This is a genomic window from Marinomonas polaris DSM 16579 (assembly GCF_900129155.1).
Taxonomy (GTDB): domain Bacteria; phylum Pseudomonadota; class Gammaproteobacteria; order Pseudomonadales; family Marinomonadaceae; genus Marinomonas; species Marinomonas polaris.
The window spans coordinates 41,026-63,926 of the sequence record NZ_FQVF01000021.1; the positions used below are offsets into that span (position 1 = coordinate 41,026).

29 protein-coding genes are annotated in these 22,901 nt (G+C 42.7%); 22 read left to right on the forward strand and 7 right to left on the reverse strand.

Features of this window, described 5'->3' with window-relative positions:
* From BUA59_RS24215 to BUA59_RS19205, 3 genes are all read left to right on the forward strand, one after another.
* Window positions 1-590: chemotaxis protein CheW (locus BUA59_RS24215; RefSeq protein ID WP_245813192.1), on the forward strand; the 590-nt coding region annotated here is incomplete at its 5' end.
* Window positions 591-626: 36 nt separating this feature from the next.
* Window positions 627-1,118, forward strand: coding sequence for a chemotaxis protein CheW (locus BUA59_RS19200; protein WP_012071089.1), 492 nt, complete (start codon window positions 627-629; stop codon window positions 1,116-1,118).
* 14 nt (window positions 1,119-1,132) lie between these two features.
* On the forward strand, window positions 1,133-1,537 hold the full coding sequence (locus BUA59_RS19205) for a DUF2802 domain-containing protein (protein WP_072841274.1): 405 nt from the start codon (window positions 1,133-1,135) through the stop codon (window positions 1,535-1,537).
* On the opposite strand, the gene BUA59_RS19210 is transcribed toward BUA59_RS19205, so the two are convergent.
* Both BUA59_RS19210 and fliK read right to left on the reverse strand, forming a co-directional pair.
* Complete coding sequence (locus BUA59_RS19210) at window positions 1,528-1,776, reverse strand: EscU/YscU/HrcU family type III secretion system export apparatus switch protein (RefSeq protein WP_072841275.1); 249 nt, start codon at window positions 1,774-1,776, stop codon at window positions 1,528-1,530. The genes BUA59_RS19205 and BUA59_RS19210 overlap by 10 nt on opposite strands.
* Complete coding sequence (gene fliK, locus BUA59_RS19215) at window positions 1,776-3,434, reverse strand: flagellar hook-length control protein FliK (RefSeq protein ID WP_072841276.1); 1,659 nt, start codon at window positions 3,432-3,434, stop codon at window positions 1,776-1,778. The genes BUA59_RS19210 and fliK overlap by 1 nt, the downstream gene beginning before the upstream one ends.
* 160 nt (window positions 3,435-3,594) lie before the next feature.
* On the opposite strand from fliK, the gene ccmA reads away from it, so the two are divergent.
* The 12 genes from ccmA (at window position 3,595) to BUA59_RS19275 (ending at window position 13,761) form a co-directional block, all read left to right on the forward strand.
* Window positions 3,595-4,209 (forward strand): cytochrome c biogenesis heme-transporting ATPase CcmA, encoded by a 615-nt coding sequence (ccmA, locus tag BUA59_RS19220; RefSeq protein ID WP_072841277.1) that lies wholly within the window; start codon window positions 3,595-3,597, stop codon window positions 4,207-4,209.
* On the forward strand, window positions 4,206-4,868 hold the full coding sequence (gene ccmB / locus BUA59_RS19225; protein ID WP_072841278.1) for a heme exporter protein CcmB: 663 nt from the start codon (window positions 4,206-4,208) through the stop codon (window positions 4,866-4,868). Before ccmA ends, ccmB begins: the two co-directional genes overlap by 4 nt.
* Entirely contained in the window at window positions 4,868-5,614 is a 747-nt protein-coding gene (locus BUA59_RS19230) for a heme ABC transporter permease (RefSeq protein ID WP_072841279.1), read from the forward strand. The genes ccmB and BUA59_RS19230 overlap by 1 nt, the downstream gene beginning before the upstream one ends.
* Window positions 5,604-5,780, forward strand: a complete 177-nt coding sequence (ccmD, locus tag BUA59_RS19235; protein ID WP_072841280.1) for a heme exporter protein CcmD — start codon at window positions 5,604-5,606, stop codon at window positions 5,778-5,780. The genes BUA59_RS19230 and ccmD overlap by 11 nt, the downstream gene beginning before the upstream one ends.
* The gene (gene ccmE / locus BUA59_RS19240; protein WP_072841281.1) at window positions 5,780-6,247 is read left to right on the forward strand and encodes a cytochrome c maturation protein CcmE; all 468 of its coding nucleotides are present in this window, start codon (window positions 5,780-5,782) and stop codon (window positions 6,245-6,247) included. The genes ccmD and ccmE overlap by 1 nt, the downstream gene beginning before the upstream one ends.
* Window positions 6,248-6,259: 12 nt before the next feature.
* Window positions 6,260-8,197: a heme lyase CcmF/NrfE family subunit gene (locus tag BUA59_RS19245; protein ID WP_072841282.1), complete on the forward strand. Its 1,938-nt coding sequence runs from the start codon at window positions 6,260-6,262 to the stop codon at window positions 8,195-8,197.
* Between the two features lie 2 nt (window positions 8,198-8,199).
* Window positions 8,200-8,709, forward strand: a complete 510-nt coding sequence (locus tag BUA59_RS19250; protein ID WP_072841283.1) for a DsbE family thiol:disulfide interchange protein — start codon at window positions 8,200-8,202, stop codon at window positions 8,707-8,709.
* Complete coding sequence (locus BUA59_RS19255) at window positions 8,706-9,116, forward strand: cytochrome c-type biogenesis protein (RefSeq protein ID WP_072841284.1); 411 nt, start codon at window positions 8,706-8,708, stop codon at window positions 9,114-9,116. The genes BUA59_RS19250 and BUA59_RS19255 overlap by 4 nt, the downstream gene beginning before the upstream one ends.
* Complete coding sequence (locus BUA59_RS19260) at window positions 9,113-10,306, forward strand: tetratricopeptide repeat protein (protein ID WP_245813194.1); 1,194 nt, start codon at window positions 9,113-9,115, stop codon at window positions 10,304-10,306. The genes BUA59_RS19255 and BUA59_RS19260 overlap by 4 nt, the downstream gene beginning before the upstream one ends.
* 65 nt (window positions 10,307-10,371) lie before the next feature.
* On the forward strand, window positions 10,372-11,403 hold the full coding sequence (gene zipA, locus BUA59_RS19265; protein ID WP_072841285.1) for a cell division protein ZipA: 1,032 nt from the start codon (window positions 10,372-10,374) through the stop codon (window positions 11,401-11,403).
* Between the two features lie 102 nt (window positions 11,404-11,505).
* Complete coding sequence (gene ligA, locus BUA59_RS19270) at window positions 11,506-13,524, forward strand: NAD-dependent DNA ligase LigA (protein ID WP_139248930.1); 2,019 nt, start codon at window positions 11,506-11,508, stop codon at window positions 13,522-13,524.
* Complete coding sequence (locus BUA59_RS19275) at window positions 13,525-13,761, forward strand: YheU family protein (protein ID WP_072841287.1); 237 nt, start codon at window positions 13,525-13,527, stop codon at window positions 13,759-13,761.
* Window positions 13,762-13,778: 17 nt separating this feature from the next.
* Here the strand turns inward: BUA59_RS19275 and cysE are convergent, their stop codons facing one another.
* Entirely contained in the window at window positions 13,779-14,594 is an 816-nt protein-coding gene (cysE, locus tag BUA59_RS19280) for a serine O-acetyltransferase (protein WP_072841288.1), read from the reverse strand.
* A gap of 117 nt (window positions 14,595-14,711) precedes the next feature.
* Between cysE and BUA59_RS19285 the strand changes: the two genes are divergently transcribed.
* Window positions 14,712-15,041, forward strand: a complete 330-nt coding sequence (locus tag BUA59_RS19285) for a hypothetical protein (protein WP_072841289.1) — start codon at window positions 14,712-14,714, stop codon at window positions 15,039-15,041.
* Between the two features lie 95 nt (window positions 15,042-15,136).
* Here BUA59_RS19285 and mnmC read toward each other — a convergent pair whose 3' ends face one another.
* Window positions 15,137-17,161, reverse strand: a complete 2,025-nt coding sequence (gene mnmC, locus BUA59_RS19290; protein WP_072841290.1) for a bifunctional tRNA (5-methylaminomethyl-2-thiouridine)(34)-methyltransferase MnmC2/FAD-dependent 5-carboxymethylaminomethyl-2-thiouridine(34) oxidoreductase MnmC1 — start codon at window positions 17,159-17,161, stop codon at window positions 15,137-15,139.
* Window positions 17,151-17,702 carry a peptidylprolyl isomerase gene (locus tag BUA59_RS19295; protein WP_072841291.1) on the reverse strand — a complete coding sequence of 184 codons (552 nt, stop codon included), beginning with the start codon at window positions 17,700-17,702 and terminating at the stop codon, window positions 17,151-17,153. The genes mnmC and BUA59_RS19295 overlap by 11 nt, the downstream gene beginning before the upstream one ends.
* A gap of 91 nt (window positions 17,703-17,793) precedes the next feature.
* Here BUA59_RS19295 and BUA59_RS19300 point away from each other — a divergent pair, with 91 nt between their 5' ends.
* Window positions 17,794-18,075, forward strand: coding sequence for an Rdx family protein (locus BUA59_RS19300; protein WP_072841292.1), 282 nt, complete (start codon window positions 17,794-17,796; stop codon window positions 18,073-18,075).
* Window positions 18,076-18,143: 68 nt separating this feature from the next.
* On the opposite strand, the gene BUA59_RS19305 is transcribed toward BUA59_RS19300, so the two are convergent.
* Window positions 18,144-18,446, reverse strand: coding sequence for a YciI family protein (locus BUA59_RS19305; RefSeq protein ID WP_072841293.1), 303 nt, complete (start codon window positions 18,444-18,446; stop codon window positions 18,144-18,146).
* A gap of 2 nt (window positions 18,447-18,448) precedes the next feature.
* A complete protein-coding gene (locus tag BUA59_RS19310; protein ID WP_072841294.1) occupies window positions 18,449-18,985 on the reverse strand; it encodes a septation protein A in 537 nt (178 codons plus the stop codon).
* An 83-nt stretch (window positions 18,986-19,068) separates the two neighbouring features.
* Between BUA59_RS19310 and BUA59_RS19315 the strand changes: the two genes are divergently transcribed.
* From BUA59_RS19315 to BUA59_RS19335, 5 genes are all read left to right on the forward strand, one after another.
* Window positions 19,069-19,920 (forward strand): PHP domain-containing protein, encoded by an 852-nt coding sequence (locus BUA59_RS19315; protein ID WP_072841295.1) that lies wholly within the window; start codon window positions 19,069-19,071, stop codon window positions 19,918-19,920.
* A gap of 71 nt (window positions 19,921-19,991) precedes the next feature.
* Window positions 19,992-20,612, forward strand: a complete 621-nt coding sequence (locus BUA59_RS19320) for an L-threonylcarbamoyladenylate synthase (protein WP_072841296.1) — start codon at window positions 19,992-19,994, stop codon at window positions 20,610-20,612.
* A 115-nt stretch (window positions 20,613-20,727) separates the two neighbouring features.
* Entirely contained in the window at window positions 20,728-21,630 is a 903-nt protein-coding gene (rluB, locus tag BUA59_RS19325; protein WP_072841297.1) for a 23S rRNA pseudouridine(2605) synthase RluB, read from the forward strand.
* 29 nt (window positions 21,631-21,659) lie between these two features.
* Entirely contained in the window at window positions 21,660-22,115 is a 456-nt protein-coding gene (locus tag BUA59_RS19330) for a DUF1499 domain-containing protein (RefSeq protein WP_084122563.1), read from the forward strand.
* 64 nt (window positions 22,116-22,179) lie between these two features.
* Window positions 22,180-22,899, forward strand: coding sequence for a response regulator (locus BUA59_RS19335; protein ID WP_012071062.1), 720 nt, complete (start codon window positions 22,180-22,182; stop codon window positions 22,897-22,899).
* The last annotated feature ends 2 nt before the right edge of the window (window positions 22,900-22,901 follow it).

Consider the following 22,901-nt stretch of genomic DNA (forward strand, 5'->3'; position numbering starts at 1 on the left):
AGCCAGAGCCAGAGCCAGAGCCAGAGCCAGAGCCAGAGCCAGAGCCAGAGCCAGAGCCAGAGCCAGAGCCAGAGCCAGAGCCAGAGCCAGAGCCAGTTAAGAGGATTTCGAGAACAGATCCTTTGCCATGGGCGACAGGTAGATTTGAGTGTTTGCTTTTTTATGTCGGTGGTTTGAAACTTGCGGTACCTTTGGTTGAGTTGGGTGGGATTTTTCAAAGTGGAAGAGATAAGTTAACGTCAATATTTGGACAGCCAGATTGGTTCATGGGCGTTGCGAATGTTGGAGAGTTTAACCTTCGTACTGTTGATACTGCGCGCTGGATAATGCCTAATCATTATGAAGGCGAAATGAAAGACAATTTTAAATTCGTAATACAGCTTGACCGTACAGATTGGGGTGTTGCTTGTGAACGCGTGGCAGAGGCTATTACCTTAGAGCCATCGCAAGTGAAGTGGCGCAGTGATCGAAGTAAGAGACCTTGGTTAGCTGGTACGGTAATTGATCATATGTGTGCCATACTTGATGTGCAGGGGTTTATAGAATTGTTAGACGACCCCCAAAATGGATTTAAAAACACGCAAAAATAATTGTAATGATCATTTTTTGATCTTTGGAGATGAATAATGGCAACTACTAGCATAGCGTTAAAAAATGCAAATCAGTCAGAAGATCCGATGTTGCAATGGGTGACATTTCGCTTAGAGAATGAAATCTACGGTGTAAATGTTATGCAGGTAAAAGAAGTTCTGCGCTATTCTGAGATAGCCCCAGTTCCTGGAGCTCCTAGTTATGTTTTGGGTATTATTCACTTGCGTGGAACGGTTGTAACCGTTATTGATACTTGTCAGCGATTTGGCTTGCCATCAGGCGAGCTTACAGATTCTACGCGTATCATGATTCTTGAAGTGGAAGGTCATGTTATTGGTATTCTGGTAGATGCAGTATCTGAAGTGGTTTACCTCCGTCAGTCTGAGATTGAGCCATCGCCAAATGTTGGTAATGATGAGTCATCTAAGTTTATCCAAGGTGTTTGTCATAAAAATGATATTTTATTAATTCTTGTCGATCTAGATAAACTGTTATCAGAAGATGAATGGTCTGAAGTAAGTAATTAAGGTAGTTGTACTAAATGGAATCTCAATGGTTATTTAACCTTCTCTTGATACTTCAATTTGTGATCTTGATTGCGGTTGTCGTTTGGGCTTTTCGATTATCGAAACGGCTAGAGCGCATGAAGCAGCATCACGCAGAAGCAGAATTGAATCAAAAAAAGCAAGTGCAAGTACTTGCCTCAGGATCAATAGGGATGGGGCGACGCTTGGTAGCTATTGAGAAAAAATTGAATCTCGCTGTAGAAAAGCAATCTGAAATTTTATCGAAAGAGGGTGGAGTCTCATACAATCGCGCTATGGAGCTTTTGGAAATGGGCGCAACTATTGATGATTTGGTTTCTAAATGCGGTCTTATACGAGCTGAAGCAGAATTGATCAGCTTATTAAAGCAAGAGTCACGTAGGAACTCTGATTACCACTGATGATCTTTGATTTTATGTGCAAAAGCGATCACCTCTGCGACTGCTAGATACAATGATTCCGGTATTTCTTCTCCTAATTCCAAAGTGCTGAGCATTTCTACAAGCTCAGGGCTTTGGTGAAGTAGAACGCCATTCTCCTTCGCAACTGCCAAGATTTTTTCAGCAAGTAAACCATTTCCTTTTGCGACGACTGTTGGTGCTGCGCTAAAGTCATATTTTAAAGCGACTGCTTTTTGCATTATGTTCTCACATCTATTAACGATTGAGTCTTAACAATATTAGTTTTTTCTTTATCGAGTTTAGCTTGAAAAGCGTCTAATCTTTCGATCTCAATGTCTTTGTCTTTTAATTGTTGTTTCAATGTAGACAGATTCTTTTGTAATTTTTGTACCGTTTCTGGGTCTTCTGCGGCAAAGAGTATTCCAACTTTATTTGCTTGGATACTGGTTCTCGCATCGAATCTTCCTGTTTCTTCAAAATCAAACTTTAGTTTTACCAGCCAGCGCCTATCTTGTTTCTCTTGCTCTTCTGAACTTGCGTCTTTATCTATCTCTATTTGTACAAAACTTGGTGATTGACCATGTTTAATTGGTAGTTCTATATGCAAGGGATAGGTTGGAGTGTTGAACTGATTAGGTTCTGAAAAATGCCGTAACTGGCTGGTGGTAATGCGTTCGATTGCATTTGCAATTTGTTCTGTTGGAATACTGCCAAGACGCATAGGACCAATGCTTTCCTGGGCGTCTTTTAACTTTGTCAGATTGAGTTTTAGGTCGGCGGGTATTTGCGTTTTACTGTCATTAGCCAGTAATGATTCAGAGAATAGCCCGCTTGTTTGAATGGCCTGTTTCATAGCTTCTGGCGAGGTTGTTAGGGCTCCCAACGTTGGCATATTTTGCATCAGCTGTTTAAGCGCTTGTTGCGTTTGCGGTAGCAAGTTCGCATTCGACGTCTCGTTTAGGCTGTGTAATTGTTTGACGAGCTGAGACATATCCCCAAGAGACAACTGCTTCGGTAGGCTTTGTTTAAGTGCTTCTGTTTGAACAGTAGGCGCTGTCGCACTAGTTTTTGCTGGCAACACCTGCATATTGTTATTGGCGTCGACCATGACTCGTACGACATCGCCTTTTTTCAATGGCGTTTGACTAAGAATAGGAAACTCTGCTTTACCATCAGAAACCCTTGCTAGTTGTGGGTTTGATTGGGTGACTGTTGCTGTGGTCGTTTGAATGCTCGTAGCTAGTTGCGGCGTATTTACTGTCAACGGTTGATTGGTTGTCTTGGCCTGAATGTTTGTCGCCGCGAGTTGAGGAGGTGCTGTTTGAGGACTCGTTGTCTGAGCACTAGAGGTTTGAGTACTGGAAGTCTGAACGCTAGAGGTCTGGGGCGTTACGGTTGTTGGTTGAGAATTTGCTGTTGTAGAAAGTGGAGCATTACCAGTATTGTTTGTCGCAGGTGTTACTGAAGTAACCGTTAAGTTTACGACACGAGATGCCAGCATAAGATTATCAGTTTGCCTAACTTGAGGTGCATTTTGATTGACGCCCGTTTTGCTGGTTTGATTCTCTACAGGAAGAGTCAGGGAGGCTTGCAGAGAATTGGTTTTATTTAATTTGGCATTTTGGATATCACTAATGTCGATGGGCGCGCCAGTATTAACAAGAATAAATGGCTGTTGTGCACTGGTTGCATGCAACAGTTGGGCTGGTTTGCCTTGAAAATTAAGAGACTCGCTGCCCTGAAATTTAATCAGGCTGAGATTTTCGATTAGTTTTATTTCACTGCTTAATTTCGCAATTGTTCCTGTGTTGCTTAATATATTATTGCTACTGCTGTTAGTCGCATTGCTCTGCTTGCCTGATGATGCATTAAGCATAGATTGGATGTCAGAGATCATGTAGCCTGCCTGTTGATTAGATAGCCGATTGATTTGTGCTTTTAGAAACGCTTCTCATATAATGTTTGGGCTGTTCGGTATGGTTAAGCCGTACAGTTAAAATAGTGTAGCCAAACAATGTTAACCTTGACCCTTATATCGGCCGAATTGGATAAATCTTTTGCAATCTTCTGCTTCTTTAACAATATCAGACCTTTGGATCGAGCGTGGGGAAAGAGACCTATGTAAAGGGCTTTCTTTTAGTGTTCAGTCTGGTGACGTCGTGCGTATTCTAGGAGAAAATGGGGCTGGTAAGAGTTCTTTGTTAAAAGTCATCGCTGGTGTGCTTTCGCCTCTAGAAGGACAAATATTGTATTCGGGCGAGGATGTCACCTTAGACAGAAATCCTTTACAGCAAGATGCAATCTATCTTGGTCATTCTATTGGTGTTAAAAGTCTGCTCACTGTTGCTGAAAATCTTCGTTGGTATTGTCCTGACGTTTCTACAAGCATGTTGTATTCGGTGTTAACTCAGTTAGGCCTTATAGATCAGGTCGATGTGCCGGTGAAAAAATTATCCGCAGGCCAAGCTCGACGAGTCGCTTTGGCGCGGTTATGGTTAAATAAAAAAACACTTTGGCTGTTGGACGAACCCTTTGCTTCTTTAGATGTCAGAGGAGTTGCCCTGCTAGAGGAGCGTATTCAACAGCATGTGTTGTTAGGCGGTTTGGTGATATTAACCACCCACCAGGACTTGCTGTCCATTGCTCTTCGTGACGTAGCGTTGTTATTATGACGTATTCTTCTTTTTTAGTGTCTGAATTTTTGGTGTTGTGGCGTCGTAAACAAGACGTTTTTAATGCGCTGTTGTTTTTCATTATTGTGGTTGCTTTGTTTCCGATAGGAATTAATTCTTCGCCTGATTTTCTGGCGCCAGCGGCGGCAGGTATCGTCTGGTGTGCTGCGGTATTGGCTATTTTGATGGCTGTAGAAAGTATGTTCAAAGAAGATTATCGAGATGGTTCTTTGGAGCAGCTGGTTGTTAGTGGGTTGTCACTGCCTTTATTAATCTTGCTAAAAGTCGTCGCGCAATGGCTGGCTGTTGTATTGCCTTTGCTTGTTATGATGCCTTTATTAAGTGAAATGTTATATCTGCCAAGATCAGGTTTTAGGGTATTGATCATGACATTACTCATAGGCACACCTAGCTTGTTTTTTATTGGTGTGATTGGTGCAGCTTTAACGGTATCGATAAAACAAGGTGCCATGCTGGTGATGTTACTGATATTGCCGTTTTATTTGCCAGTGATTATTTTTTCGACGTTAGCGATTAAAGCGGCACAAGCAGGTTTGCCTTATTCAGGGTTATTGGCAATGTTGTTAGCTATGTCTTTAATGTCTTTAGTTATATCACCTTTCATGACGGCGATTGCAGTCAAAGCGAGTGTAAACTGATGAGTTGGGCATGGTTTCATAAATTAGGTTCACCTAAGTGGTTTTTTTCTTGGTCTAAATCTTGGCCGTTGCCTGTGTTTTGTTTTGGCTGCTTTTGCCTTGTTATCGGTCTAGCGTGGGGGCTTGCTTTTGCCCCCGCAGATTACCAACAAGGTAACAGTTTTCGAATTATTTATATTCATGTGCCCGTCGCTATGTTGGCGCAATCTTGTTACTTAGCATTGGGCGTATCAGGTTTTGTGTTTCTTGTCTGGCAGATGAAAATGGCGCCTATTTTTATTAAGGCAATGGCGCCAATTGGCGCGATTATGGCGTTGATCGCTTTGGTTTCGGGTGCCATTTGGGGCAAACCCACCTGGGGAACTTGGTGGGTTTGGGATGCAAGACTTACTTCTGTTCTAGTGTTGTTTTTTCTCTATATGGGCATTATCGCGTTGCAAAACTCTTTAGAGGATCAGGTTCTCGCGAATAAAGCCGCTGCTGTTATTAGTGTCGTAGGGCTGATTAACTTACCCATTATTAAGTATTCGGTGGTGCTGCTGGAAACCTTACACCAAGGGCCGACGTTTACGCTCACTAAAAAGCCTGAAATGCCTGCAGAAATGTGGTTGCCCTTACTCTTTTCAGTGATTGGTTTGTACTGTTTCGTGGCTGGTGTGGTTCTTTGGCGCATGCAGTCTGAGATATTAATTCGCGAACATAGATCGAGCTGGGTGAAACAAGAGGTAATGGAACATGGCCTTTAATAGTTTGTCAGAGTTTTTGATGATGGGAACTCACGGCGTTTATGTTTGGTCAGCTTATGGTTTTAGTACTTTGACTTTAGTTTGGTTGGTTTGGAATACGCTAGCAACACGCCGCAAAACCCGAGACACGTTACGTAAACGCTTTTTGAGGAATCAAACCCGCTAATGCATTCAGTAAGAAAAAAACGTCTGTTAGTCATAACCGCCATTGTGTTGATATTGAGCGTAGCGGTTGGCTTGGTAATGTATGCCTTGCAGCAGAATATTAATTTATTCTTTTCTCCTTCCCAAATTGCTATGGGTGAAGCGCCACGAAATGCCAACATTCGCGCGGGCGGAATGGTGGTGAAAGGCAGCGTAAAACGTAATTCTGATACCTTGGCGGTGGCTTTTGATGTGACTGATTTTCAGCACAAAGTCACCATTGAGTATCGTGGGATTTTACCTGATCTATTTCGAGAAGGTCAGGGCATTGTGGCTCAGGGTAAGCTAAATAATGACGGCGTGTTTGAAGCGACCGAAGTCTTGGCTAAACACGATGAAAAATACATGCCGCCAGAAATCACTGAGGCATTGAAAAATGCCCAAAGTTCGACAGGCGAGAGCGCAGAGTCCGCGCAATCTACTTATTAATTTAGGCTGTTTATGTTTCCTGAAATTGGTCAATTCTCGCTAATATTGTCGTTGTTTTTTGCCTTGTCGCTGGCCTCGGTGCCTTTGATTGGTTATTGGAAAGGCAATCGACTCTTGTTTGAAACGGCTCGACCTTTGACTTTTATTATGTCGGCCTTGGTGTTGGTAAGTTTTGTCACTTTGAGCTTGTCGTTTTTAACGGATGACTTTTCTGTGTTGTATGTCAGCCAGAACTCCAATAGCCAGTTGCCTGTTTGGTACAAATTTAGTGCTTTGTGGGGCGGGCATGAAGGCTCATTATTATTGTGGGTACTTATCTTGTCTGGCTGGTGTTCCGCCGTTGCGTTAAAGATAAGAACCTTCCCTGAAGATATCGGGCCCGTGGTTTTATCTGTGTTAGGTATGGTCTGTGTTGGTTTTTTATCCTTCTTACTTTTTACCTCTTCTCCTTTTGCTCGTTTATTACCGGATGTGCCTGCGGATGGCGGTGACCTGAATCCACTTTTACAGGATTTTGGTTTGATTGTTCACCCTCCTGTTTTGTATATGGGCTATGTTGGCTTCTCCGTAGCATTTGCCTTTGCTGTTGCCGCTTTGATTACAGGCAACTTAAATTCTTCTTGGGCGCGTTGGGCAAGACCTTGGACAGCAGCGTCGTGGGCGTTTCTGACTTTAGGCATCACACTGGGAAGTTGGTGGGCGTATTACGAACTAGGGTGGGGCGGCTGGTGGTTTTGGGACCCAGTAGAAAACGCGTCTTTTATGCCCTGGTTAGCGGGAACGGCTTTGTTGCATTCTCTTGCTGTCACCGAGAAGCGTGGTGTGTTTAAAAGCTGGACGGTCTTATTAGCGATTTTTACATTTAGTCTTTCCTTACTAGGAGCATTTTTGGTTCGCTCTGGCGTACTAACGTCGGTGCATTCTTTTGCCGCTGATCCTACTCGCGGCATTTTTATTCTTGCTTTGCTTTTGGTGCTCGTTGGTGGCAGCTTGTTGTTGTATGCCATTCGAGCGGCTGAGGTGCGTTCTACTGTGTCTTTTGGTGTAACAGGACGAGAAGCTTGGTTGCTGCTCAATAACATCTTATTAACGGTTCTGACGTTAACGGTATTATTAGGTACCTTGTACCCTTTAATATTTGATGCGTTAGGGCTGGGTAAAATCTCTGTTGGCGCACCATATTTCAATAGCGTCTTCACGCCAATTGCTCTCTTGCTGATGGTGTTTATGGCGATTGGCCCTTTGTCCAAATGGCACCATACGAAATTTAGAGTGTTTTTTAAGGTTTGCTCTATTTCAGCGTTTATCGCTACCTTCTCGGCGGGCTTGGTTGTTTATTGTTATGGGTTTGGTTTTATCGCTTGGCTGAGTTTGGCGGTGGCATTTTGGGTGGTGTTCTTATCCTTCTCTGATTGGTTTGGAAAAGTCTCTGCTGGTACAAAAGGGATTATTCCTCGCGCTCGTCAATTACCAAGAAATTACTACGGTATGTTATTGGCGCACCTTGGTATGGTCGTTACCTTGGTGGGGATTGTATTGGTTAGCGTCAATAGCCATGAATCTATGTTGCGATTATCTCCCGGGGATCGAGCAACTATCGCAGGCTATGAATTTCAGTTTGATCAAATGGAACAAGTGAAAGGACCAAATTACGTGGCAAGCAAAGGGCAATTTACCGTCTATAAAGCGGGTAATGCTGTTGCTGTTCTACATCCAGAAAAGCGTTTTTTTTCAACTCGTCAGCAAGTTATGACGGAAGCTGCATTAGATGCTGGTTTTACTCGCGACTTGTATGTTTCCTTGGGGGAACGACTTGATGACTCCGCATGGAGTGTGCGAATTTATGTTAAGTCTTTTGTGCGTTGGATTTGGCTTGGTGGTTTGATGATGATGACAGGTGGTTTATTAGCCGCGTTAGATAAACGCTATCGAAAACGGGCTGGAGTGTAACCATGCGGAAGTTGCTGTTTTTTATGCCGTTGGCAGTTTTTTTGGTGCTAGGCGTAGTGTTTTATTTGCAGCTCGGCAAAGATGCTCAGTATATGCCTTCAGCCTTGGTGGGAAAAAAAGTACCCGAGTTCACCTTGGTGTCATTGCAAGACGATCAGGTTTATACGCACAAAGATTTACCGAATACGTCTTATTTGATTAATTTCTGGGGAACTTGGTGTCCTGCATGTCATGTTGAACACCCTTTTTTAATGGAGCTGGCAAATTCTGGTGTGCCTATTGTTGGCATCGATTACAAAGATGAGAAAGTGCTTGCGGAGCAATGGTTAGAGCAAAAGGGTAATCCTTATCAAGTCATATTGATGGATGAGATCGGCAACTTTGGCGTTGATATGGGCGTCACAGGCGCACCTGAAACCTTTGTTGTTGATCGTTCTGGTGTAGTGGTTTATCGACATCAAGGTGTGATTAATGCCGAAAATTGGCCTGAAATAAAAGGCTATATGAAATGATGCTTATTAGAGATGTTTTCTTATCTATTGCAGTGCTTCTTTCCTTATCAGTTTTTGCACAGGAGCAAATGACCTTTAGCTCAGAATTGAACAAAACACGTTATCAAAGTTTGGTTGAAGAATTACGTTGCCCAAAATGTCAGAATCAAAACTTGGCAGACTCTGGCTCTGGCATTGCTGTTGACCTTCGTGAGCTTGTCCATCAGATGATAGAGCAAGGTAAAACGGATCAGGAAATTGTTGATTACATGGTGGCGCGATATGGCTCTTTTGTTTTGTATCGTCCACAGCATTCAACTGCAACATTTTTACTTTGGTATGGTCCGTTTATTCTGCTTGGAATAGGGCTTCTGGCTTTTGTTGTAGTGGTGATGGCGAACCGTAAACGACGAGGACGAGATTTATGATGATCGCATATTTGGTGATGGCCACCATGATGGTGATGAGTATTGTCTATCTTTTCGGCTCTATTACTCATCGTTTGGTTAAGTATTCAAATAATAAAGACGATCAAAATATACAGACGTTTTCTATGGTGCGCCGAAAAGAAATCGCTGAAGAAGAGGATGCAGGTCGATTGACTCCGAGCGAATCTTTGCAGTTGTTATCTGATGTAGATTATGAGGAGAATTCTATTGATGGCCGAAAAAAACGCTTTTTTCATAATGATATTCTCTTTGCTCGTTGGGTTATGCTTTGTGTAGTAGTTGTTGCCGTTTTGGGTAGTGTGAGTCTGTATCAACAAATTGGTTATTCGAAAGAGGTGGCTTTTACACAAGATTTGCAAACGAAGCAACTGACTCCGCAGAAAGTGAACGATTTTTTAAAATATCGCAGTGCGCGTTATGACAGAGTTGAGGATTGGTATTATTTGGCAACAGATTATGTCGGTGCTGAAAAGTATCAAGAAGCGGTTGCTGCGTTTGAGAAAGCATTAGAAAAACTACCGCGCAATGCCGAAAACCGTGTGAACTTATTGGTTGAATACGCTCAAGCTATTTTTTATGCGAATGGGGGTCAAAGTTCCGATAAAATGCTAAAAATTGTTGATGCTATTCTGCAAGTGGAGCCAACCCAAGCCACGGCTCTGGATTTGAAGGGTGTGGCTAATTTTGCACAACAAAACTATTTAGGCGCCGTATTAGCTTGGCAAGAGGCGATTCGTTATAGCGTACATTCAACGGAACGCTTGGCGTTATTGTCGGCGATTAGTAAAGCACGAGAATTAGGCCGAATTGATTATCAGCAAGTTGCGCCCATTATTACCGATCAGTTAGCGGTGAAAATTGAATGGGATGCCAGTAAGCTGACATGGAAAAGAGACGATATTTTGCTAGTTTATGCTGTGGTTAAGGGGCAAAAAATGCCAATCGCCATACAAAGAGTATTTCCTGAGGATTTGGGGCAGCCTATTTTGTTAACAAATCTTGACTCCTTAATGCCAACTGTAACCTTGGCGGAAGTTAATAGAGTCGATTTAGTGGTTAAATTGGCGAATATTAATGACAATGATCTTACAAAAGGTCGAATTATCGGTACAAAGCATGGTTTACTTACAAATCGTAAAGAGATTTTCGTAATCAACGTATCCTTGTAATTGAATCCTAAGCCGCTTCGTTTGATAATACGATCAACATTAATTGATGCAATTCGGAATGAGTAATGGAATTTAGCTTGCGTGAGTGGCTAATCTTGATTGGGGTCGTCATTATTGTCGTTATCCTCATAGATGGATTTCGTCGGTATAAAAAAGGGCAGGAATATGCCCAGGCAGATAATGACTTCTCTGATATAGATGAATCAGATGATGATGCACTAGTGCGTCAAGGCTCTGCCGTTGGGTATAGTAAAGTCTCTTCAAGTGAACGAGTAAAATCGTCACAAGATCCTATCGTTAATGCTTTTGAGAATGCTAGGAAAACGGCAAAATCGCCGTTAGCCGATGTCCCTCATAAAGTTGATTCTGGTCCAGAGCTGGATCGAGGTGAAGAAATGCACCTTGATGAGTTGGCTTCTTTGGTGCCTGAGCGAGATTTTGGCGATTCTGCAGTATCTGAGCAAAACTATTCTGATGATGGCTTTTATGAGCAAGATGATCTTGATTTGGATTTTGCTATAGAGACTAATAATATCTATGACGGTCATGTTGATGAGGACTATGAACGCAGTTATTCAGAAATTGATATCGATCAAGTGACACCGAATAGTGTGATTGATGGTATTAACGAAGTTGATCAAGAAGACAACAGTATTGCTGAAATAGAAGAAGTCATCGTGATTAATATTTTTGCCCCTGAAGAGCAAAACTTCTCTGGTATGGAGCTGCTTCAGCTTATCTTAAATTGCGGTATGCGCTACGGTGAAATGGATATTTTCCATCGTCATGAAGATGGTTTCGATCGTGGTCGAGTGCAGTTCAGTATGGCAAATGCTATCGAGCCGGGCACTTTTGATTTAGAAACGATGGGAGAAAGCGATTGCCCAGGTGTTAGCTTCTTCATGGGCTTGCCAGGTCCAAAAAATAGCATGAAAGCGTTCGACTTCATGCTTGAAACAGCTCAGACCTTAGTACGTAACCTAGGTGGGGAGTTGCGTGATGAGCGCCGAACTCCGATGAGCGATCAAACGATTGCTCATTGTCGTCAGCGAATTCGCGATTTTGAGCGCCGCCGATTAATGCGCAACAAACAGTAATAATATCAAGGCCCTAAGGGGCCTTGATTGTTTTGATGTTTATTTTTAATACAAGCCTGCAGAAAATTTCGAGTTTATTTATATATGACCCAAGAGACAGACATGACGCATCAGCAGATGCTGGACTTGATTCAGCAACTTAACGATTACAGCTATGCTTATCATGTAAAAGACGAACCAATTGTTCCTGATGCAGTATACGACCGTGATTATTGTCAGCTTCAATCTATAGAGGCCGAGCACCCAGAGTGGATTCAAGAGGATTCTCCAACCCAGCGAGTTGGCGAAAAGCCAGACAGCGGTTTTGCTAATGTCGCTCATACTGTTCCTATGTTGTCTTTAGACAATGCCTTTGACAATGAGTCTTTGTCTGATTTTGATCAGCGCATTCGCAAATTACTCAATACCGATCATGTGACGTATTGTTGCGAACCGAAATTAGATGGCTTGGCAATTAGTTTGCGTTATGAAAACGGGCGTTTGGTACGAGGCGTGACGCGCGGTGATGGATTATCTGGTGAAGACATTACGTCGAATATCAAAACGATCTATTCTGTACCGCTGAAACTGCGCACTCAAATACCGCCAGCAGTATTAGAAGTTCGCGGCGAAATCTATATGCCAAAAGAAGGCTTCGAAAAACTGAATGCCTTAGCGGTTGAACAAGGTGAAAAGACCTTTGTTAACCCTCGTAATGCTGCAGCAGGTAGCTTACGCCAACTTGATCCTAAGATTACTGCCACTCGTCCTTTGGTGATGTGTGCGTATTCAATTGGTTATGTAGAAGGTTGGGAGCAGCCTAAAAGTCACTACGAAGGCCTGCTGCAATTAAGCGAGTGGGGTTTTCGTACCAATGATCTAATGGCAACAGCTGAAGGCGCACAAGGTTGTATTGATTATTACGAAATGCTCAATGAAAAGCGTGCCAGTTTGTCTTATGACATCGACGGTATTGTTTATAAAGTTGATCAAATTGCTTTGCAGAATCAACTGGGTTTTATTGCGCGTGCGCCACGTTGGGCCATCGCCAGAAAATTTCCCGCTCAGGAAGAAATGACTCGAGTGTTAGGTGTTGATTTCCAGGTGGGTCGTACTGGCGCTATTACACCTGTTGCGCGATTAGAGCCAGTATTTGTTGGCGGTGTGACGGTTTCTAATGCGACCTTGCACAACAAAGACGAGATCGCTCGATTAGGTGTAAAAGTGAATGACTTTGTGATTGTTCATCGCGCAGGTGACGTGATTCCTAAAGTCGTTCAGGTAGTTTTAGATAAGCGCCCTGATGATGTGACGGATGTTATTTTTCCACAAGCTTGTCCTGTTTGTGGCTCGGACTTGGAACAAGTTGAAGGTGAAGCCATCATTCGCTGTACTGGCGGTTTGGTGTGTGGTGCGCAGCTAAAAGAGTCTCTAAAGCATTTTGTTTCTCGTAAAGCGATGGATATTGACGGCCTTGGCGATAAGCTGATTGAGCAGCTGGTGGATCAGGAACTTGTTAAAACGCCGGTGGATATTTTTACCCTAGTCGAGAAAAAGGACACCTTGTTATCCATGGAGCGTATGGGGCAAAAGTCAGTCGAAAAGCTTCTTGCTTCAATCGAGACGGCAAAGAATACGCAATTTAACCGCTTTATCTACTCCTTGGGTATTCGTGAAGTGGGTGAAGCAACGGCTCGTGCCTTGACCAGCTATTTTACTGAGCTAGATGATTTGATGGCGGCAGATCAAGAAACCTTGGTAGAGGTGGAGGATGTCGGCCCCATTGTAGCTCAACACGTGCGTTTGTTTTTTGATCAGGAATTAAATCGAGATACCATTAAAGGCTTGTTAGCTGCTGGTGTTGTTTGGGAGAAGAAGCAGCAAGTTTCAGCTGATGAGTTACCCTTGTCTGGTAAAACCTATGTTGTAACGGGTTCATTAAGCCAATTTAGTCGCGATCAAGTAAAAGACAAGTTGCAAGCATTAGGTGCTAAGGTGAGTGGTTCAGTCTCAGCGAAAACAGATTGCTTAGTTGCTGGTGAAAAAGCCGGTTCGAAACTCACCAAAGCGCAGTCTCTTAATGTGCCAGTTATTGATGAAGCGGGTGTCATTGCTTTGCTTAATCAACATGGAGCGATCTAATTGGATACCTTAATACCTTATGATTCATTAGCACCAGATACGCTAGAAACCATTTTGGATGATATTGTGTCGCGTGATGGCACTGATTATGGTGACTATGATTTGTCGGCAGCGCAAAAGCGCGAGCAGGCGCTCAGGTCGTTACGAAACGGGGAAGCTGTGCTGTTGTTTGATACAGAGAGCGAAACCATTAAGATGGTTCCGAAAAGTGATTTAAGTAATTACGACCTCATGTGAGGTCGTAATTTTTTTCGTTATTCCACACAATCTCGAACACAATGGTTAATATTGTGATCCATCACTCTCGATGGCTCTTCACCAGTGTTGCGACCTACGATTTTTGCAGGAACACCGGCAACAGTTGTGTGGTGTTCAACAGGTTCTAATACTACGCTACCCGCACCAATTTTCGCGCCTTCACCGATTTCAATATTGCCAAGAATTTTCGCACCGGCACCAATTAATACACCTGAACGTATCTTAGGATGACGATCGCCGTGCTCTTTACCTGTGCCGCCTAGAGTGACCGATTGCAAAATAGATACGTTGTCTTCAATAACACAGGTTTCACCCACCACAAGGCCTGTGGCGTGGTCTAGCATGACTCCACAGCCTATTGTTGCTGCTGGATGGATGTCGACACTAAATACCATCGACATTTGTCCTTGTAGATACAGGGCTAAGCTCTTGCGATTGTTTTTCCATAACCAGTTTGCTACACGATACGTTTGTAAGGCGTGGAAGCCTTTAAAAAACAGCAGTGGCGTAGTAAATGTATCGCAAGCAGCATCCCTTTCTTTTATCGCTAAAATATCTTGCTCGATGCATCTGACAATGCCAGAGTTAGTATCTGCCATGGCTTCTTCGAATACTTCTCGTAATACCATAGCGGGAATTGATATGCTGTCTAGCTTGCTGGCGAGTAAAAAACTTAAAGCAGAACACAATGATTCATGGCGTAAGATAGTAGTATTGAAATAGCTGGCCAAAATAGGCTCATCTTGTGCAAGCTTTTTTGCTTCCGCTTGTAAAGATGGCCATAGATTGTCAGAAGTCACGGCATGATGCATTGTTGTACTCAAGGGGTATTCACCTATATCGATTCACGTTTAGAATGTAGGTTATAAGGTTAGGGTTAAACAATACAAGTGGCAATATGAAGATTGCTCAATAAAGATGGAGATAACATGTCTAAAAAAAATGTTGCTGATGCATTGCATATCTTTTATGAATTAAATTCCGCGTTTTCCGATGCCTATTGGGAAACCAACGATATTAATCAGAAAGATCGCTTTTTTGCGATGAAAGGCATATTGCAAGATGAACTTGATGAATTGCATAAATTGAGCCTACAGGACCACGTTTATCCTTATGAGCCAATTAATCCAAGTTTGTTGCAACTGAGCGATAAGCTAAGGGCTTTGTTGCCAGAACTTAATCATTATGTATTCCGTCCTCAAACCTCTAGTCGATTTGTTGAGCTTATTCCAAGTGCTTGTGAGTTGTTTGAATCATAAGAGAATGATGGCGTAAATATCACTGCATTGAGTTTTTTCAGAATTTACTCAATGCAGTGAGTTAAAGAACAATAGGTTTAAGTTCTTGTGCTGCATTAAAGGTTTTGGCTGCGTTTTAGGTCGCGAATGATAAAGCGGCTTGGGTGCAGTTTATGGCTTACCTGTTGCTCTAAAGGAGAAGGAGTGCCAGTGATCAAGCTGGCAATATAACTTCCACTTAATGGCGTAGAAATAAGTCCTCTCGAACCGTGCCCGATATTGATGTAGAGCTGTTTTATAGGCTCTGCAACCTCATTACTTTGCCACTTCGCATTCTTAGTTAAAGTTGAGTAGGCTTGCTGATAAACGTCCTCTGATTGAACCGGTCCAACAATCGGCGTGTAATCTGGCACGGCACATCTGAACGATACTCGTCCACCACAATCCTCACTGTTAAATGTTTCTTTTGGCAATAAAATCAGGCTTTCTAAAATGGCTAAATTGCGTTTATGCCCTTCTTCTCTTACTTGATCATCTAGGTCTTTTAGATCGTATGTCGAGCCAAAGTGCAGTAAGTTGTTTATCGAAGGGGAAACATAGCCAAACTCACAAAGAACCTTATCGAAGTCTATTTTATCGGTAGACTCACCGATGGCTTGGCAAGCGACTTTGGCTTTTTCAATATCAATAAACGAGACTTGTCCACGAATCGGATAGTCTGGTGTGTTAGGTGTTACTCCTAAAGCTTTTGTATCATTTGCCGTACATAGCACAACATGCGAAAAGCGTGTTTGTTGATCGTTAAGTGGAGCTTCTTGATACTTGGAGCGTGCTTGCCAGCCAATGGTTTGGCCACCTGCTTCAACAGCTGAGAGGCTTTCAAGCTTAGTGTTTAAGCAAACTTGAATGTTTTCGTGGGACAAAAGTGTCTCGCAAAGTTTTGTCAGCACAACCCAGCCAGATAGCGGCAAGAGCAAACTGCCTTCTCTGTCTTTGGATGCTTGTAATATGGCTTCAGGATAGAGCTTTTCATCGAGTAGTTTTTGAAAGCGTCCGGCTTCTTTGTCGTGTTTCGGTATTTGTATTAATCCGCAGGCGTCCCAGAATTGTTTGTTTTTATCTAAGCTGGAATATAAACGAGTTGCGTGTAAATAAGCTGATAAATAAAAGCGATTCACTGGCGTATCTTGAGAGGCGAGCTTAGGGTAAAGCATGCCTTGTGGATTGCCTGACGCACCGCCAGCAATGCAGTTTCCTTGTTCCCACACTTCGACCTGTATGCCTTGTTTAGCAAGAGCATAAGCGGTATTGGCACCTGCTAACCCTGCACCGACGACCAATACTTTAGTGACTTCTTGCAGATTATCTTGGCGAAGATTGAACCAAGATTGACCTTGGGACATGCGCTCAGGCAGTGACGCTGTTGGGCTATTAAGTTCACCAACTGTCATTTCTCTTTTTTGACCAAAGCCTTTTACTTTACGAACATCAAAGCCAACGTTTTTTAAGCCTCTGCGCACAATCCCAGCAGCGGTGAAGGTGGAGAAGGTTGTGCCTTGATGGCTAAGGCGGTGGATGTGCTTAAACAGATTGTCTGACCACATTTCTGGGTTTTTGCTGGGAGCAAAACCATCCAAAAACCACGCATCGACATCGGCATCTAACACAGCGAAGCCATCTTCTGCTTCACCAAACCAAAGTGTTAATTGAATTCGGCCTTGTTCTAGCTCCATGCGGTGCAATCCGTGGCAAACTTCAGGGTAAACGTCGATTAGTTGCTGACTAAAATGGCTTATAGACGGCCACATCTTTAACGCGTCGGTCAGCATGCTCTTGGTCATTGGGTATTTTTCGACCGAAATAAAGTGCAACTGTTTATCGCTGGCCGCTTCGTTTAAAAAAGCCTGCCAAGCGCATAAAAAGTTTAATCCTGTGCCAAAGCCTGTTTCGGCAATCACAAAGGCGTTTTTTTGTAGTGACGCCCAACGTTCGCTTAGTTGGTTGTTTTTTAAAAAAACGTGACGTGTTTCTTCCAGCCCTGACTCTTTGTCAAAATAGACATCGTCAAACTGGTTGGAGTGAGGTGCGCCATCCTCACCCCAAGTTAACGCAGGAGATTCTAATTGGTAACTAGTTAACACGCGTGATGCTCTCGATAATAACAGGTTCGGTCGGAACGTTTTGGTAAGGGCCAACCGTTGATGTTGGTACTGCAGAAATGGCGTCCACAATATCCATACCAGAAGTAACTTCACCAAAAACGGTATAGCCTGCAGCGCCACGAGCGCCATGATTCAAAAAGGCGTTATCGACTTGGTTGATAAAGAACTGTGATGTAGCACTGTTTGGGTCTTGTGTTCTGGCCATAGCAAGAGTGCCACGGTTATTAGCTAGTCCATTATCACCTTCATAGGCAACGGCTTTATGGGTTGTCTTGCGTTCTAGGTCTTTGGTAAAGCCACCACCTTGTACCATGAAGCCACGTATTACTCGGTGGAAAATAGTGCCGTTATAGAAACCTTCGTCGGCATAACGTAGAAAGTTGGCAACAGATTTAGGCGCGGCGTCATCATTTAGATTGACTCGGATCGTGCCTTGATTAGTTAAAATATCGACTTCTGTCGCATATGCTTGTGAACAAAGAGCGAGCAGAGCCAAGCTAGTGATAAGAGATTTTCGCATAGTGCTACTTCCTTATTGAATGTATGGGCAATAGTATTAGTTGTGTAGTGGCGTTCCAAGACGTCTTGTTAATTTACCGGAGAGAAAGCAAATGCGAACTGCTGCCGTAGAAATTGAATATTGTACCTTATGTCGCTGGATGTTGCGTGCTGCTTGGTTGTCTCAAGAGCTGTTAACGACATTTGATGATGATATAAAAAGCGTTACCTTGATACCAACGCAAGGCGGTATTTTTAAAGTTCGTGTGAACGGTCAGGAAATTTGGTGTCGTAAAGAAGAAGATGGTTTTCCTGAGGCTAAAGTATTAAAACAGCGAATGAGAGATGTGATCGATCCTGAGCGAGATCTTGGGCATTCGGATGTTAAAAAATAACAAAATAGATTCCACAAAAAATGCCGCTTCATATTGATAGCGGCATTTTGTTAAGTCTTTTTGTTCAATTAGTTCGGAAAAACTTGCTTAAAAGGTTTAACCGTTACGTTTTCATAAACGCCAGCGTCCACATAGGGGTCGGAGTCGGCCCAAGCTTTGGCTTCTTCAAGACTGGAAAATTCAGCAATAACAACGCTGCCGCTAAAACCAGCATCGCCAGGGTTATCAGAATCAATGGCTGGGTTTGGACCTGCCAAGACTAAACGACCTTCATTTTGCAGTGACTCTAAACGAGCCAAGTGAGCTGGTCGTGCTTGTTGACGAGCGCTAAGGCTGTTTGCTGTATCTTCACCGATAATAGAGTAAAGCATTGTTATTCCTTATTTTGTAAGTGCGATGACAAGTAAATGCCTTGTAATATGATAAATACAATGGTCATTCCTAATAAACCGAACAGTTTAAAATCTACCCAAATTTCTTCGCTATATGAAAACGCAACGTATAAGTTGGTGACACCAGAGATAATAAAAAATCCAACCCATGCAAGGTTTAAAGTGCGCCATACTTTGAAAGGCAAGTCTAATTTATCACCCATCATGCGTTGAATGATGTTTTTATCGCCGATGAATTGGCTTCCTAAAAATGCAATGGCAAACAAACCATTTACGATCGTTGGCTTCCATTTGATAAAATCACCGTCACCTAGCAGAACGGTAGCACCGCCTAGCAACACGACTAATGCTAGAGAAACTAAGTGCATTTTTTCTATGGTTCTGTTCTTGAACCAAGTAAAACCGACCTGAATAATAGTCGCGGGAATTAAAATTGCGGTCGCAAGAATAATATTCCCTGTCATTTTATAAACAACAAAGAAGATAACAATAGGAAGAAAGTCGAACAGTATTTTCATATAAAAACCCAGTGAATGTATACTAAAATGTATGTATGCTGGTCTTATGATAACCACCATTCCTTTTAAAGAACAGCCAATCTATGCCTGAAGCAGCAAGTTATCGAAAAGTCGATTTACATACTCACTCTACACGTTCGGATGGTCGTTTTTCGCCAACCGAGCTTGTGGATCTTGCGGTAGAGCAGGGCGTTTCTCTGTTTGCACTAACTGACCATGATACGCTTGATGGTATTGTTGAAGCCAGTCAGCGAGCTGTAGAGCATGGGCTTAGCTTTATTCATGGTGTTGAACTGTCGACGCAATGGGGCGGTGTTCCTTTGCATATGGTGGCGCTGAACTTCTCGTTAGACAACACAGCTTTGCTGTCTATTGTGAATAAAAATCAGGCTATACGTCTTGATCGAGCACGACGTATAGCCGATCTATTGGTGAAGCAAGGTTTACCTGACTTGTTTGATGAAGCGGTTGCCCTAGCTGGCGAGAGTCAACTTGGTCGACCACATTTTGCGACTTTACTGGTAGAGAAAGGTTTTGTAAAAGACGCCAATAAGGCGTTTGATCGCTATTTAGGTAATAAAAAGCTAGGTCAGCTACGTGATGTTTGGCCAGAACTTGAGGATGTTTTAACAGCTCTTACTGGCCAAAATATGGAATTAGTTTTAGCTCATCCTAAGCGCTATCCTCTAACTGTAACTAAGTTAAAGCGTCTATTAGGCGATTTCAAAAAATGGGGAGGTACAGGAATAGAAGTAGTTTCGGGTAATGAGCGCCCTGACAGTGTTCGTTTGCTTGAACGCTTATCCAGAGAGTTTGACTTAAAAGCGTCGGTAGGAAGTGATTATCATGGACCGTTTGGTCCGTGGATGCAGGTGGGTAAATTTACGCAAATACACGAAAGTGAAGTAGATTTAGTATGGCAGACTTGGAAATAGCACGGCTTATTTTTAAGCTCCCTTGAATTAGTTACGAGTTATTATTTATATATTTTTTAGTGGAGAATAGGTTGAGTCAATTTTTTCAGATACACCCAGAAAACCCGCAAGCGCGTTTGGTAAAACAAGCGGCAGAAGTGATTCGTAACGGCGGTGTTATTGCGTATCCAACAGACTGTGGGTATTCGCTCGGTTGTCATTTGGGTGATAAAGATGCATTGGATCGAATTCGAGCAATTCGTCGTTTGGATGATAAGCATAACTTTACCTTGGTGTGTCGAGATTTGTCTGAAATATCAACCTATGCGCGATTTGATAATCGCTTGTACCGTTTGTTGAAAAATAATACACCGGGTCCTTATACTTTTATTTTTAATGCGACATCGGAAGTTCCTAGGCGATTATTGCATCCGAAAAGAAAGACCATTGGTATTCGTGTTCCGAATAACAACATAGTGTCTGCTTTGTTAGAAGAATTGGGCGAACCTATTATGAGTGTTTCTCTTATTTTGCCTGGAGAGACAGATCCAATGACAGATCCATATGATATTCGCGATACTCTAGAACATGCGCTAGATTTAGTCATTGATGGCGGTTTTTGTGGGTTACAACCGACAACGGTCGTTAAAATGGATGCAGATAGTATTGAAGTGGTACGTGTTGGTGCAGGTGATCCTGCTCCCTTTCTGTAAAATCTTTAATATTCAGCTGTCAAGGCCCATGCTGTGTGGCTTATAATGCGAAAAATGGTTAATTAATATTACTAAAACTGGGTTGCTGAGAAGCATTCCCTCTAAGAGGTTCGTAATGGACGAGAAGTTACAAAAAGTATTAGCAAGAGCGGGTCAAGGTTCACGTCGTGAAATGGAAACTCGTATTCGTGAAGGTCGTGTATTAGTTAATGGCGAAGTTGCCACATTAGGTGACCGCGTTAGCGTAAAAGATACGATCACAATAGATGGTTACTCTATTATTGCGACTGAGGCTGGTGAAAACCGCCGTGTTATTATTTATAACAAACCAGAAGGCGAGGTCTGTACTCGTAAAGATCCTGAAGGTCGACCTACTGTGTTTGATAAACTGCCAAAATTGCGCGGAGAGCGTTGGATTGCTGTTGGCCGTTTGGATATCAATACGTCAGGTTTGCTGCTTTTTACCACTGATGGTGAATTAGCAAATCGATTGATGCATCCATCTACTGAGATAGATCGTGAATACCTTGTCCGCGTGATGGGTGAAGTCACTGATGAAAATCTAGCTGCGTTGAAAAAAGGCATAATTTTAGACGATGGTGTTGCCAAGTTTACGGACATCGTTGATGGCGGTGGTGAAGGCATTAACCGTTGGTTCTATGTTTGCTTGATGGAAGGGCGTAACCGTGAAGTTCGTCGTCTTTGGGAATCTCAAGGTGTAAAAGTTAACCGTTTGAAACGTGTTCGCTTCGGCCCTGTCTTCTTGCCTTCAAAAGCAAAAGTTGGACGTTGGGTAGAAATGGAAGAAACCGATGTTAATTCTTTGTGCGCCATGGTTGACCTTAAGTTATCAGAATTGACACCAAAAACCCAACAAGAGAAATTAGAATTAAAACGCCACAAAAACAAAGCAACAGCAGGCGGAGCGCGTCGTGCGCCACCTAAAGGTTTTGATTGGCAGAGCAATGACAAACCTGAGTTTAAACCTAAAAAGCCAGGTAAAAGATCGTTTCGTTAAGATGAAAATTGCTTAGGAGTTGTAGAGGCATGGTTCGCTGGATAATTGCATTGATTGTTGTCTTGTTCGTAGGTTTCTTTATATACGTCACTATAAGTAATAAATTGCCTGAAGGACTTGGTGTCACGGATGGCGGGCTGATGTCTTGTCCTTCGTCCCCGAACTGTGTGTCAACTCAAGCATCTCCGGAAGATTTGGAGCATTATGCAGAGCCTATAGTTTACACAGGTGACCGTATGAAGACTCAGTTGTCTATTGAGTCTTTTATACTAAGCAAAGGGAATGCTCATCTGGTTAGTAGCACACTAGGCTATGTTCACTTTGAAGTGAAAAGTGCTTTGATTGGCTATATTGATGATGTTGAGTTTTACCTACCAGAAGCCGACAGTGTTGTTCATGTCCGTTCAGCTTCTCGTGTTGGCTACTCTGATCTTGGTATTAACCTCGAGAGAGTTAGACAAATTCAAAGTCTTCTAGTAGATTGATTTTAAACGAATTGATTTTAAGTCACTAAAACTAAAAATGATAACAACTGGACGAGGATTGCCCATGAGCATAGATGACAACAGAACCATTTTGATTGTTGAAGACGATGAGCGTTTGGCGTTACTCACTCAAGAGTATTTGCAAAAAAATGGCTTTACTGTTGGGATCGAGCCTGATGGACGCAAAGCTATTTCCCGTATTGTTGAGGAACAGCCATCTTTGGTTATTCTAGATCTTATGTTGCCGGGCGCAGATGGTTTTACAGTGTGTAGAAGTGTTCGCAATGACTACAAAGGACCTATTCTGATGTTAACTGCTCGTAGTGACGATGTTGATCAGATATTAGGTTTAGAAATAGGTGCTGATGATTATGTATCTAAACCAGCTAAACCTAGAGTGTTGTTGGCTCGAGTTCAATCTTTGTTGCGTCGCAGTACACAAGATGTAGATTTGACGCTTGATCTTTCCAAGGAAGAGCAAAACTTGACTTTTGGGCCACTGACTATTGATAACTCTCGCCGTGAAGCTTGGTTACTTGAAGAAGAAATCGAACTAACGAGTGCCGAGTTTGATTTGTTATGGTTGCTGTCTAGTAATGCTGGTCGTATTTTAAGCCGAGAAGAAATTTTTGGTGAATTGCGTGGCATTGAATATGATGGTCAGGATCGCTCGGTTGACGTTAGAATCTCCCGTATACGTTCAAAAATAGGTGATGATCCAATTCATCCTCGCCGTATAAAGACTATTCGCAGTAAAGGCTACCTGTTCGTAAAAGAAGTATAGAA